A 12,705-nucleotide genomic window follows, 5' to 3' on the forward strand; every position below is an offset into this window, starting at 1 on the left:
CCGTCCGCCACTCGTCAGCAAAGCAGCAAGCTGCTTCCTGTTACCGTTCGACTTGCATGTGTTAGGCCTGCCGCCAGCGTTCAATCTGAGCCATGATCAAACTCTTCAATTTAAAAGTTTGATGCTCAAAGAATTAAACTTCGTAATGAATTACGTGTTCACTCTTGAGACTTGGTATTCATTTTTCGTCCAAGGACGTTAAGAATCCGTATCTTCGAGTGCCCACACAGATTGTCTGATAAATTGTTAAAGAGCAGTGCCGCTTCGCTTTTTCTCAGCGGCGCGGGGTGTGCATATTACGCCTTCCCGCTTCAGAGTCAAGCGTTTATTTTCGCTTTTCTCCGTGAGGTTCTGGTCTGAACCCCGCTGACCCGGCGGCCTGTGTGCCGTTGTTCCGTGTCAGTGGTGGCGCATTATAGGGAGTTATTTCTGCCTGACAAGAGGAAATTTAAAATAATTTTCTGAGTGCGCACTTTTTATTCTTTGCGTTTATTTTGCCGACGATTTGTTGGTTAAATGGGCTATTTCACGGGCAAAGTGCGCAACCTGCTCCCAGTCGGTGTACACCACTTCTTTACTGGTATCCGTTTCGCCGCCCGACATCTTCATAATAAGCTTGATCATCAGACGGTCATACCAGCGATAGCGGGGATAGCGAAGCGCGCCTGCAATGACGGCACAGTAGTCAGGTCGCCACGGAGAGCTCATTAAAAACTTACGCGCATAGCTGTTAGTCTGCGGCGTCCGTTTTTCAGCTTTACGCGCCACCAGGTTAACGGAATAAAAGGCGCTCGGCATTCCGTTCAACCGCGTGGCGTATTTCTTAACGAACTCCTGAAAGGCGCTGTGGTAATGGCCATAACGAATAGACGCGCCAATCACTACGCGATCATAGCTATCCCAGTCCGGCTCTTCTGCACGATGCAGATTAACGACATCGGCCCAGATCCCCATCTCTTTGAGTTCAGAAGCCAGATAAGAGGCAATTTCGCGCGTTTGCCCGTCCCGGGTAGAGAAAAGAATCAATGTTTTCACGTGTTACTCCATTATTCACGCCAGAAAGTCGGGGTAAAAAGTACCAGCAAAGTGAATACTTCCAGACGACCAAATAGCATGTTGGCGATGAGTATCCATTTCGCAACCGGATTCATACTGGCGAAGTTATCAGCAACCACCCCCAGCCCCGGTCCCAGGTTATTAAGCGTAGCCACTACCGAGGCGAAAGCCGAGAAATCATCTACGCCTGTAGCGATAATAGCCAGCATACTGACGATAAATACCAGCGCGTAGGCAGAAAAGAATCCCCAGACGGCTTCCAGAATACGTTCTGGCAGCGCCCGGTTCCCCAGCTTAATACTGTAAACGGCATTCGGATGCACCAGACGTTTGAGTTCGCGGTTCCCCTGTTTAAACAACAACAGAATACGGATGACCTTTAACCCCCCGCCCGTTGACCCGGCGCAACCGCCAATAAACGCGGAACATAGCAGCAAGACGGGCAAAAACAGCGGCCAGCGCGCAATGCTGTCCGTGGTAAACCCTGCCGTTGTCGCCATCGACACGACCTGGAAGAATGCCTGATTTAGCGTTGTCAGCGCCGAGTCGTAGATATTATGGAACCACAGTACCAGCGTGCAGATCACCACCAGCGTCAACTGTACGCCGATGAACATGCGGAATTCCGGATCGCGCCAGTATACCTTCAGGCTACGCCCGCTTAATAAAGAGAAATGCAGGCCATAGTTACAACCGGAGATCAGCAGGAAAATAGCGATGATGGTATTAATAGTGGGACTATCAAAATAGCCTACGCTGGCGTCATGCGTTGAGAAGCCGCCGATAGCGATAGTGGAGAAGCTGTGTCCGATAGCGTCAAACGCGGGCATCCCTGCAAACCATAGCGCCAGCGCGCAGGCTACCGTTAGCAAAACATAGATAAGCCACAGCGTTTTCGCCGTCTCGGCAATACGCGGGCGCATTTTGTTATCTTTGAGCGGCCCCGGCATTTCTGCCCGATAGAGCTGCATCCCCCCGACGCCGAGGATAGGGAGAATCGCCACCGCCAGCACAATGATCCCCATACCGCCAAACCATTGCAGCATCTGACGATAAAAGAGAATGGCGTGCGGTAATGAATCCAGCCCCACCAGCGTAGTGGCGCCCGTGGTGGTTAACCCGGAGAACGATTCAAAAAAAGCATCGGTAATGGTGAGGTTTGGGCTTTCCGAGAAAATAAACGGTAGCGCACCCACGCTGCCCAGCACGGTCCAGAACAGCACCACGATAAGAAATCCTTCGCGGGATTTCAGCTCGCCCTTTTCCCTACGGTTTGGCCACCACAGTATGGAACCGATCGCCAGCGCGACAAAAAAGGTCTGCGTGAACGCTCTTCCTGCGCCATCACGATATATTAGCGCTACCAGTCCCGGGAGAATCATTGTCCCCGAAAATAAGATAACCAGTAGTCCAACGATTCGGGTAATGGCGCGAAAATGCATCTCTGCCGCTTCCTTTATTCTTAAAAATGAGGTGGGGATTATTCTTCAATCGCTAACAATTGCAATGAACCACGGCTAAAATCCGCCAGTTTTGTGGAAAATGCATTCACATGAGCAAAAGGAAGCGCCACCCTGAGCCGAACAGACGCCTGATAATCGCTGGAAACGATCTTCCCGGCAAACTGTCCTAATAATGCTTCGATTCCAGCCAACTGACCGTACTCACACTGCAAAGTATATTCGGTTAATGGCGTCTTGCGTTGTGTGGCAAGCTGACGTAATGCCTGATTCACACCGCCGCCATAGGCTTTTACCAGCCCGCCCGTACCCAGCAGAATACCACCATAGTAGCGCACGACGACGGCAGTAATTTCTCCGACGCCGCTGCCCATCAATTGCGCAAGCATCGGCTTGCCTGCCGTTCCCGCCGGCTCGCCGTCGTCTGAAAAGCCCAGTTGTTGTGAGTCGTCCGGCGCACCCGCCACCCACGCCACACAATGGTGGCGCGCATCAGGGTGCTCAGCTCTGACTGACTCAACAAACGCTTTCGCCGCGTCTACGCCATCGGTATGCGCCAATAGCGTAATAAAGCGGCTTTTTTTGATCTCTTCAACAACGGTGACCGGCGCTGCAGGGATTAACCAACTGTCCATTACGCCAGTTTTAAATCCCGCGTCATGTTTTCCACGCCGTTTTCGTGGATGACCACGTTATCTTCAATGCGAATACCGCCGAAAGGCTTGAGCGCTTCAATTTTCTGCCAATTGAAGTGCTTGCTGAACGGGCCTTCGCGCCACGGCGCTAACAGCGATTCGATGAAGTAAATCCCCGGTTCGATGGTCAACACCATTCGCGGCTGTAACACACGCGTGCAGCGCAGATACGGGTATTTGGACGGCGCGGCGAGATGCGTACCGGAATCATCCTGCATAAACCCGGCCACATCGTGTACCTGCAGACCCAACGGATGACCAATACCGTGCGGCATAAACGGCCCGGTGAGATCATTTTCCACCATCGCCTCTTCACTCATGTCGGTAATGATTTGATGTTTACGCAGCAGCTTCGCGATGCGCTGATGGAACTGAATATGATAATCCACATAGCTAACGCCCGCCTTCATGGTAGCGATCAGCGCCAACTGTTCGTCGTTAACATCTTTCACCAGGTGGGCGTAGTCGTTATCGCTTTTCGCCGACCAGGTCCGCGTCAGATCCGCCGCGTAGCCGTTGTATTCCGCGCCCGCATCCAGCAGGAAACTGCGCATTTCAGACGGTGCCTGATGATCCAGTTTCGTGTAATGCAGCACGGCGGCATGTTCGTTCAGCGCCACAATGTTGCTGTACGGAACATCGGTATCGCGATGTCCCGTGGCGGTCAGGTACGCCAGGTTGATGTCAAACTCGCTCATGCCGGAACGGAAGGCCTCTTCCGCCGCCCGATGACCGCTCACCGCCATTTTCTGCGCTTCGCGCATACAGGCCAGTTCATAATCCGTTTTATAGGCGCGGTAGTAATGCAGATAGTCGATAACACCTTTCGGGTTGATGTTGCTGGCGACGATATCCAATTGTAGCGCGCGCTCAGGAACCGGGCCGATATAGCCGATATTGCCACGCGCGGCAGGAAGTTGGCTGCCGATGCCATCCGCTTTCGGTAAGGCGACGACCTCGACTTCTTCTGTCCAGAATGACGTTGGCAGCGGTTCAACGTTATGCCAGTAATCGACCGGCAGATAAAACCACAATTTGGGTTTGTTGACGCCATCGACCAGCAGCCAGCAATTTGGAACCTGAGTTACCGGCACCCACGCTTTAAACTGCGGATTGACCTTAAACGGATAAGGGTGATCGTCGAGAAAGACGTTGAAAAGCTCGCCGGAATGAATAAGTAACGCATCCAGCTTAAAGCGCGCCAGAACATCGCGCGTCCGTTCTTGTAAGGTAACAATATGATTTTTATAGAGCGCGGCCAGTGATTCCATTTTTTACCCTTCTGTTTTTTTGACCTCAAGTTTCCGCATCTTAGCACATCGCCCCACGAGAGCGTGATCTCTGCCGAGCGTGATCACACCGGCATTTCTTTAATCATTTATTTGCATTTTATTAACACAAAATACACACTTCGCTTCATCTGGTACGACCAGATCACCTTGTGGATTCAGGAGACTGACATGCTTTATAAAGGCGACACCCTGTACCTCGACTGGCTGGAAGATGGCATCGCCGAACTGGTGTTCGATGCTCCAGGCTCGGTCAATAAACTCGACACCGCAACCGTCGCCAGCCTCGGCCAGGCGCTTGAGGTGCTGGAAAAGCAACACGATTTAAAAGGGCTGCTGCTGCGCTCGAATAAAGCGGCCTTTATTGTCGGCGCGGACATCACCGAATTTCTTTCACTGTTCCTCGTCCCCGAAGAGCAGTTAAGCCAATGGCTGCATTTCGCTAATAGCGTCTTTAACCGTCTGGAAGATTTACCCGTACCGACCCTTGCCGCCGTAAACGGCTATGCGCTGGGGGGCGGGTGCGAATGCGTACTGGCCACCGATTACCGTCTGGCGACGCCAGACCTCCGTATTGGTCTGCCGGAAACTAAACTGGGCATCATGCCGGGTTTCGGCGGCTCCGTTCGTCTGCCGCGTATGCTGGGCGCAGACAGCGCTCTGGAGATTATCGCGGCAGGTAAAGATGTCGGTGCTGAGCACGCGCTGAAAATCGGCCTTGTGGACGGCGTGGTCAAACAAGAGAAGCTAATTGAAGGCGCGATAGCGGTGTTACGCCAGGCCATTACCGGCGATCTCGACTGGAGAGCTAAACGCCAGCCGAAACTGGAACCGTTGAAACTCAGTAAGATTGAAGCGGCGATGAGCTTTACCATCGCTAAAGGCATGGTCGCACAAACGGCGGGTAAACATTATCCGGCGCCGATGACCGCAGTGAAAACCATTGAAGCCGCCGCGCGTTTTGGTCGTGAAGAAGCGTTGAATCTGGAAAATAAAAGCTTTGTTCCGCTGGCGCATACCAATGAGGCTCGTGCGCTGGTCGGTATCTTCCTCAACGATCAATATGTAAAAGGTAAAGCCAAAAAGCTGACCAAAGATATTGAGACGCCGAAACAGGCAGCCGTACTGGGCGCGGGTATTATGGGCGGCGGTATCGCTTACCAGTCGGCCTGGAAAGGCGTACCGGTCATCATGAAAGATATCAACGATAAATCGTTGAACCTCGGCATGACCGAAGCGGCCAAGCTGCTGAACAAACAGCTGGAGCGCGGCAAGATCGACGGGCTGAAGCTGGCGGGCGTCATTTCGACCATCCACCCGACTCTCGATTATGCCGGTTTCGATCGCGTAGATGTTGTTGTCGAAGCGGTAGTCGAAAATCCGAAAGTCAAAAAAGCGGTACTGGCGGAAACCGAGCAGAAAGTGCGCCCGGAAACCGTGCTGGCCTCAAATACCTCCACCATCCCAATTGGCGAACTGGCAAGCGCCCTGGAACGTCCGGAAAACTTTTGCGGAATGCACTTCTTCAACCCGGTACACCGGATGCCGCTGGTTGAAATCATTCGCGGCGAGAAGAGTTCAGACGAAACCATTGCCAAAGTCGTCGCCTGGGCCAGCAAAATGGGCAAGACACCGATTGTAGTTAACGACTGCCCCGGCTTCTTTGTTAACCGCGTGCTGTTCCCCTATTTCGCCGGTTTCAGTCAACTGCTGCGCGACGGCGCGGATTTCCGCAAAGTCGATAAAGTGATGGAAAAACAGTTCGGCTGGCCGATGGGCCCGGCCTATCTGCTCGACGTGGTGGGTATTGATACCGCCCACCACGCGCAGGCGGTAATGGCGGCAGGCTTCCCACAACGGATGCAGAAAGAGTATCGCGACGCGATCGACGCATTGTTTGACGCCAGCCGTTTTGGGCAAAAAAACGGTCTGGGCTTCTGGCGCTATAAAGAAGACAGCAAGGGTAAGCCGAAGAAAGAAGAAGATGCTGCGGTGGATGACCTGCTGGCAAGCGTCAGTCAGCCGAAACGCGACTTCAGCGACGACGAGATAATCGCCCGTATGATGATCCCGATGATTAACGAAGTGGTTCGCTGTCTGGAAGAAGGCATTATCGCAAGCCCGGCGGAAGCCGATATGGCGCTGGTCTACGGCCTGGGCTTCCCTCCGTTCCATGGCGGCGCATTCCGCTGGCTGGATACACAGGGCAGCGCGAAATATCTTGATATGGCGCAGCAGTATCAACACCTCGGCCCGCTGTATGAAGTGCCGGAAGGGCTGCGTAATAAAGCGCGCCATAACGAACCGTATTATCCCCCGGTTGAACCAGCCCGTCCGGTTGGTTCTCTGAAAACGGCTTAAGGAGTCACAATGGAACAGGTTGTCATTGTCGATGCTATTCGCACCCCGATGGGCCGTTCGAAGGGCGGCGCGTTTCGCAACGTGCGGGCAGAAGATCTCTCCGCCCACTTAATGCGTAGCCTGCTGGCGCGTAATCCGTCGCTTACAGCGGCCACCCTCGATGATATTTACTGGGGCTGCGTACAACAAACGCTGGAGCAAGGCTTCAACATTGCCCGTAACGCCGCGCTGCTGGCAGAAATTCCCCATTCGGTACCGGCGGTCACCGTCAACCGTCTGTGTGGTTCCTCGATGCAGGCGTTACACGATGCAGCGCGAATGATCATGACCGGCGATGCGCAGGTTTGTCTGGTTGGCGGCGTGGAGCATATGGGGCACGTGCCGATGAGTCACGGTGTGGATTTTCACCCGGGTCTGAGTCGCAACGTCGCCAAAGCGGCAGGGATGATGGGGCTAACGGCGGAAATGCTCTCCCGCCTGCACGGCATTAGCCGGGAAATGCAGGACCAGTTCGCCGCGCGTTCTCACGCTCGCGCCTGGGCCGCCACCCAGTCTGGCGCATTCAAAACGGAGATTATCCCGACTGGCGGTCATGATGCAGACGGCGTGTTGAAGCAGTTTAGCTACGATGAAGTGATCCGCCCGGAAACCACGGTCGAAGCGCTATCAACGCTGCGTCCGGCATTTGATCCGGTTAGTGGCACGGTCACGGCGGGCACCTCATCCGCGCTTTCCGATGGCGCAGCCGCCATGCTGGTAATGAGCGAAAGTCGTGCCCGTGAGCTGGGCCTGAAACCTCGCGCCCGTATTCGCTCAATGGCAGTGGTGGGTTGTGATCCGTCAATTATGGGTTACGGGCCGGTTCCGGCGTCAAAACTGGCGTTGAAAAAAGCGGGACTGTCAGCCAGCGATATCGATGTGTTTGAGATGAACGAAGCGTTTGCCGCACAGATCCTGCCATGCATTAAGGATCTGGGATTGATGGAGCAGATAGACGAGAAGATCAACCTCAACGGCGGCGCGATCGCGCTTGGTCATCCGCTCGGCTGCTCCGGAGCACGTATCAGCACCACGCTTATCAACCTGATGGAGCGCAAAGACGCGCAGTTTGGTCTGGCGACGATGTGTATTGGTCTGGGTCAGGGCATCGCCACGGTGTTTGAGCGGGTTTAATCAAAGATAATATCCCCTAAATAACTCGCATTGCAGCGCAGCGGCAACTGAGCGAATCCCCGGGCACATAGATAACCATGTGCCCGGGGTGAGCAAAGGCAGCCAACAAAGAGGCTGCGCGAATTATGACGGGAAACAGTTTAGTTGCCGTTTTTCCCGCCCGTCAGGGGCGGGTTTTTTCACCGTATGGCCCGTTCTACTCAGTAAGCGCTTTGGTCAGGCTAAATGGCATAGCCTGATATCCACGCGCACCATGTATTTGCATTTCGACCGCAGGCTCTTTTTCTCCCCATTTGAACTCTTCCAGATACGGATTAGGTAAGCTGGTAAATGCGCCTACCGACAAATCAAACGCACCACCTGCTGTTGCGGAATACACGAACACAGAATTCTTGTCAGTCTGGTACTCGGTGATAGAGGTTACCGGGCTAAACCACTCGTTCCCGCGCTCTTTACCGTATTGCCAGATCTGTTGGACTGTCTTGTTTTTCTGGTCGATTTTGTAAATCACGGAGCGGCTGTATTTCATACTCTGCATAGCAGGCTGTTCTAAGCCGCGGCCATCGCCATTGTCGAAAGCGGAAAGGTATAAGATATCGCCTTTACTCTTACTATCAATTTTAAAGGCCGTATGTTGCGTCCATGTCCAGTCGAAGTCACCCTCGCAGCCACTGTCCTGGCAGGCGATTTTTTGGCCTTTGCTATCCACAGGCGTCAGAATTGCGGCATTAAATGGCGCTTTCCAGCCAGCAGGCGTACCCAGTATCCACTTCACTTTCTTATCGCGGCCGATTTTGATAATCGCACTCTGGTGGCGGGAGCTGATGATGATGGAATCATCTTCACTGTCATAGTCGACGCTGTTGACATGCGCCCAGTTGCGGCCAGCCCCACTACCCACGATATCCCCGAATTTGTCGGAGGAGTCCAGCGCCGCCAGATCTTCTTCGCTCAACGTATGGCCGGACTGGCTGGCGTCGATATTCAGGCACACAGCGCCCTGATCGAGGGTTTTCATTATCACATCACGATAAGGATCGAGGATATCAAACAGACGCCATTCATCCACTACCACGCCGTTCTGATCAACTTCGGCAATCACATCACGCACGGTACGAACATTTTTCCCATCAGGACGTTTATAGTTAGAGCTGGCTACACGCAGGAAGTAGTGACCGTTGGCCGCGTTATCCATTGAGTGTGAAAAATCGTTATAATTATCCGGCAGGCGGCGGTTGAAGATTTCACGCCCCATGATATCGTATTTCACATAACGCTGACCGTAGCCCCACGATAGTGCGCCATCCTGGTTTTGTTTAAAGCCCATCATAACGCCAGCACGATAAATTGACTTTAAATCATAAATTGAACTTGGATTCATAAACCAACGAATATCACCGGAGGTGTCGATAATAGCGTTAGCTGTAGTGAAGTTCCATTCTAATGCACCCCCAGTAGGGTTGTTCCAGACAGTACGCGTTCCATTCCCAGACTTATCTTTCGTATTATTCAAAAGATACAAGCGATCTTTAAATTCTGGGGAAACCTTTTTAACATCGATAGTAAAGAGTGCTGATTGTTCTTCTTTTGTACCCGCCGATTCAATATAGGCAGGCGGCGCATACATTTTATAGCTTTCTTTTATATTTTCGGTTTTACTACCCTGGATCCTTGTATATTCAACTTCAACGGTATTGACATAATCTGGGTAAAGACCAAAGACGGGGATACCGCCATACGTTAAAAGGTATTTATTATTAACTTTATACGCGATCTCCTGGCCATTTTCTTTGGGGACAATCCGTACATGCACGTCACGTAACTGGTAACCGCCATTACGAATAACGGCGGTTAGCGGCGCGATATCATAGGGGTTCATAACAACTTCGCCAATTTTTCCCTGGACCTGATAGTCCACTTTAGCGCCGCTGGCGCCGCCGATGGCGAAAGCAGTAGAAGGTACTGATGACAAAATTGCAACAGATAATGCGAGAGAAGTTAAAGCATATTTAAATTTCATAACACTCTCCACCTTATAAATAAATAACTAACTTTCCATTTTATGTTTCTTTTATAAAAATAAATGAAGCATATATAATTAACTATTTTTATTGATAGCCTCAGGACATAATATTACTTAATTTATTACACGCAATACAAAGCCTGTAGATATTCAATATCATAACGTTTTATAGTTGACGATTAATTAATATTTAAGAGGACTTTTAGGTAGGCTAACGTAAAAAGGGACGCTACTGCGTCCCATAAAATAGTTAAATAAATGCGAACGCATCGCCAAACAGACGATCTTCCCGCGCGTTACGCTCATGACAGAACAGATCGCGGGCGATTTTCGCCATCTCAAAACGTCCGGCAATATAAATATCGTGCCCCGCCAGCGTACCATAATCCTGCAATACCGCCGTAAGTACCGTTCCTGTACGCCCACGCCAGCCTTCTTCCGGCTGCTCGACAACAGGTTCAATACGCAAATTCGGATGGTTAACAGAGAGTGCTTCCAGCTCAGAGAGATCATAGAGGTGTTTTTCTTCGCGGCCGCCCCAGTAAATAGTAACATCGCGGTTCGGGTTGCGCGCTAACGCCGTCAACAGGATGGAGCGCACATAAGAAAAGCCCGTACCGCCCGCGATCAGAATCAACGGACGCTCTTCATCGTCACGTAGCCAGGCGTCGCCATGCGGAATATCGACGACGATTTCCCGGTCTTTCAGAATTCGATCCATGACCGCCATCGCATACAGATTGAGCTCGGAGGCGCCAATGTGTAATTCAATAAACCCTTTCTCGTCCGGCGTTGAGGCCATCGAAAACGGGCGTTTGTCACGCTCGTCCATCACGACCATCAAATACTGACCAGCGCGGAATGAAAACGCCGCGTCCGGCACTAAACGAACCCGATATACGGTATCGGTGATAGCTTCTACCGAGGTCACTTTACAGCTTAAGGTTGTCATGCGCTCCCTCTGTCGGGTGTCGGGTCAATACCGACATTTTTTAAGCCGAGTCGCCGCAGCCTGAAATGTCGATGTCCGCTTTCAGTTATTTAAAGATAGCCAGCTCATCCCAAATCGCATCAATACGCGCGGTAACTTCAGGATCTTTAACAATAGGACGACCCCACTCGCGTTGGGTTTCGCCCGGCCATTTGTTTGTGGCATCCAGCCCCATTTTTGAACCCAGCCCGGAGACCGGCGAGGCAAAATCCAGGTAGTCAATCGGCGTATTTTCAACCAGCACCGTATCCCGCGCAGGGTCCATACGGGTGGTAATCGCCCAGATCACATCATTCCAGTCGCGTGCGTTAACGTCATCATCGCAAACGATAACAAATTTCGTATACATAAACTGGCGCAAAAACGACCAGACGCCCATCATGACGCGTTTCGCATGACCAGCGTACTGCTTTTTCATCGTCACTACCGCCAGGCGGTAAGAACACCCTTCCGGCGGCAGATAAAAGTCGACGATTTCCGGAAACTGTTTTTGCAGAATAGGCACGAAGACTTCATTGAGCGCCACCCCTAATACCGCAGGCTCATCGGGCGGACGCCCGGTATAGGTGGAGTGATAGATGGCATCCTCACGCTGCGTAATATGCGTGACGGTAAAGACCGGAAAGCTATCCACTTCATTATAATAGCCCGTATGATCGCCATACGGTCCTTCCGGCGCCATCTCTCCCGGCTCAATGTAACCTTCAAGGATAATCTCGGCGCTGGCAGGCACTTCCAGATCGTTAGAAAGGCATTTAACCACTTCAGTTTTCGTGCCGCGCAGCAGGCCCGCAAAGGCATACTCCGACAGAGTATCGGGAACAGGAGTCACGGCACCAAGAATCGTCGCCGGATCGGCGCCCAATGCGACGGAGACCGGGAAACGTTCACCCGGACGCGCGGCTAACCACTCCTGAAAATCCAGCGCGCCGCCGCGGTGAGACAGCCAGCGCATAATCAGCTTATTTTTACCTATCAACTGCTGACGATAAATGCCCAGGTTTTGCCGGTCTTTGTGCGGGCCACGCGTTACCGTCAGTCCCCAGGTAATCAGCGGCGCGGCGTCGTCCGGCCAACAGGTCATGACAGGAAGACGCGTTAAATCGACATCATCGCCAGACGCGATTTTCTGTTGGCAAGGCGCGCCGCGTAACCGTTTCGTCGGCATATTCAGCACTTGCTTAAACTGCGGCAGCTTGTCAAACAGATCGCGAAAGCCTTTCGGCGGCTCAGGTTCTTTCAGAAACGCTAATAATTTACCCACTTCCCGTAATGCGGAAACATCATCCTGGCCCATGCCCATCGCCACGCGTTTTGGCGTGCCAAAAAGGTTGCACAGCACCGGCATGGCGTAACCTTTAGGATTTTCAAACAGCAACGCCGGTCCACCGGCACGCAGCGTGCGGTCAGCGATTTCCGTGATTTCCAGATGAGGATCCACAGGTAGCGTGATGCGTTTTAGTTCCCCCTGCTGCTCAAGTAGCGTCAGGAAGTCGCGTAAATCGTGATATTTCATGGCGTCCATTGTAGCCTCTTGGTAAGCGCATCATTATACGGCGTTCATCATCGGGATGCTGTATTTTTGTTAAATTAGCGTGAACTCTGGCAACCAACGCTAATCCAGATACGGCTTAAAGGATGAAGTGTATAATTAACT

Annotated in this window: 9 protein-coding genes and 1 rRNA gene; 2 read left to right on the forward strand and 8 right to left on the reverse strand. The window is 52.2% G+C overall.

Features of this window, described 5'->3' with window-relative positions:
* The 5 genes from ABVM99_RS21145 to pepQ form a co-directional block, all read right to left on the reverse strand.
* Window positions 1–112: ribosomal RNA gene (locus ABVM99_RS21145) — 16S ribosomal RNA — on the reverse strand; the annotation flags it as partial.
* A 377-nt stretch (window positions 113–489) separates the two neighbouring features.
* Window positions 490–1,035: a menaquinone-dependent protoporphyrinogen IX dehydrogenase gene (gene hemG / locus ABVM99_RS21150; RefSeq protein ID WP_000853982.1), complete on the reverse strand. Its 546-nt coding sequence runs from the start codon at window positions 1,033–1,035 to the stop codon at window positions 490–492.
* An 11-nt stretch (window positions 1,036–1,046) separates the two neighbouring features.
* Complete coding sequence (gene trkH / locus ABVM99_RS21155; RefSeq protein ID WP_000545688.1) at window positions 1,047–2,498, reverse strand: Trk system potassium transporter TrkH; 1,452 nt, start codon at window positions 2,496–2,498, stop codon at window positions 1,047–1,049.
* A 38-nt stretch (window positions 2,499–2,536) separates the two neighbouring features.
* Window positions 2,537–3,151, reverse strand: a complete 615-nt coding sequence (locus ABVM99_RS21160) for an IMPACT family protein (protein WP_000378897.1) — start codon at window positions 3,149–3,151, stop codon at window positions 2,537–2,539.
* Window positions 3,151–4,482, reverse strand: coding sequence for a Xaa-Pro dipeptidase (gene pepQ, locus ABVM99_RS21165; RefSeq protein WP_023194988.1), 1,332 nt, complete (start codon window positions 4,480–4,482; stop codon window positions 3,151–3,153). Before pepQ ends, ABVM99_RS21160 begins: the two co-directional genes overlap by 1 nt.
* Window positions 4,483–4,671: 189 nt before the next feature.
* Between pepQ and fadB the strand changes: the two genes are divergently transcribed.
* Window positions 4,672–6,861: a fatty acid oxidation complex subunit alpha FadB gene (gene fadB / locus ABVM99_RS21170; protein WP_000966001.1), complete on the forward strand. Its 2,190-nt coding sequence runs from the start codon at window positions 4,672–4,674 to the stop codon at window positions 6,859–6,861.
* Between the two features lie 9 nt (window positions 6,862–6,870).
* Window positions 6,871–8,034 carry an acetyl-CoA C-acyltransferase FadA gene (gene fadA, locus ABVM99_RS21175; protein ID WP_000438783.1) on the forward strand — a complete coding sequence of 388 codons (1,164 nt, stop codon included), beginning with the start codon at window positions 6,871–6,873 and terminating at the stop codon, window positions 8,032–8,034.
* Window positions 8,035–8,230: 196 nt separating this feature from the next.
* Here fadA and ABVM99_RS21180 read toward each other — a convergent pair whose 3' ends face one another.
* From ABVM99_RS21180 to ubiD, 3 genes are all read right to left on the reverse strand, one after another.
* A complete protein-coding gene (locus ABVM99_RS21180; RefSeq protein ID WP_000669887.1) occupies window positions 8,231–10,054 on the reverse strand; it encodes an aryl-sulfate sulfotransferase in 1,824 nt (607 codons plus the stop codon).
* A gap of 253 nt (window positions 10,055–10,307) precedes the next feature.
* Window positions 10,308–11,009, reverse strand: coding sequence for an NAD(P)H-flavin reductase (fre, locus tag ABVM99_RS21185; RefSeq protein ID WP_000209832.1), 702 nt, complete (start codon window positions 11,007–11,009; stop codon window positions 10,308–10,310).
* 85 nt (window positions 11,010–11,094) lie between these two features.
* Window positions 11,095–12,573, reverse strand: a complete 1,479-nt coding sequence (ubiD, locus tag ABVM99_RS21190; protein WP_024145460.1) for a 4-hydroxy-3-polyprenylbenzoate decarboxylase — start codon at window positions 12,571–12,573, stop codon at window positions 11,095–11,097.
* Window positions 12,574–12,705 lie beyond the last annotated feature (132 nt).

Source organism: Salmonella sp. SJTUF15591 (assembly GCF_043356435.1).
GTDB lineage: Bacteria > Pseudomonadota > Gammaproteobacteria > Enterobacterales > Enterobacteriaceae > Salmonella > Salmonella enterica.

Bases quoted from the DNA above. Each gene is read 5' to 3' on its own strand.
- trkH (WP_000545688.1), bottom strand. From the start codon at position 2,498: ATGCATTTTCGCGCCATTACCCGAATCGTTGGACTACTGGTTATCTTA.
- ubiD (WP_024145460.1), bottom strand. From the start codon at position 12,573: ATGGACGCCATGAAATATCACGATTTACGCGACTTCCTGACGCTACTT.
- pepQ (WP_023194988.1), bottom strand. From the start codon at position 4,482: ATGGAATCACTGGCCGCGCTCTATAAAAATCATATTGTTACCTTACAA.
- ABVM99_RS21180 (WP_000669887.1), bottom strand. From the start codon at position 10,054: ATGAAATTTAAATATGCTTTAACTTCTCTCGCATTATCTGTTGCAATT.
- ABVM99_RS21160 (WP_000378897.1), bottom strand. From the start codon at position 3,151: ATGGACAGTTGGTTAATCCCTGCAGCGCCGGTCACCGTTGTTGAAGAG.
- fre (WP_000209832.1), bottom strand. From the start codon at position 11,009: ATGACAACCTTAAGCTGTAAAGTGACCTCGGTAGAAGCTATCACCGAT.
- fadA (WP_000438783.1), top strand. From the start codon at position 6,871: ATGGAACAGGTTGTCATTGTCGATGCTATTCGCACCCCGATGGGCCGT.
- fadB (WP_000966001.1), top strand. From the start codon at position 4,672: ATGCTTTATAAAGGCGACACCCTGTACCTCGACTGGCTGGAAGATGGC.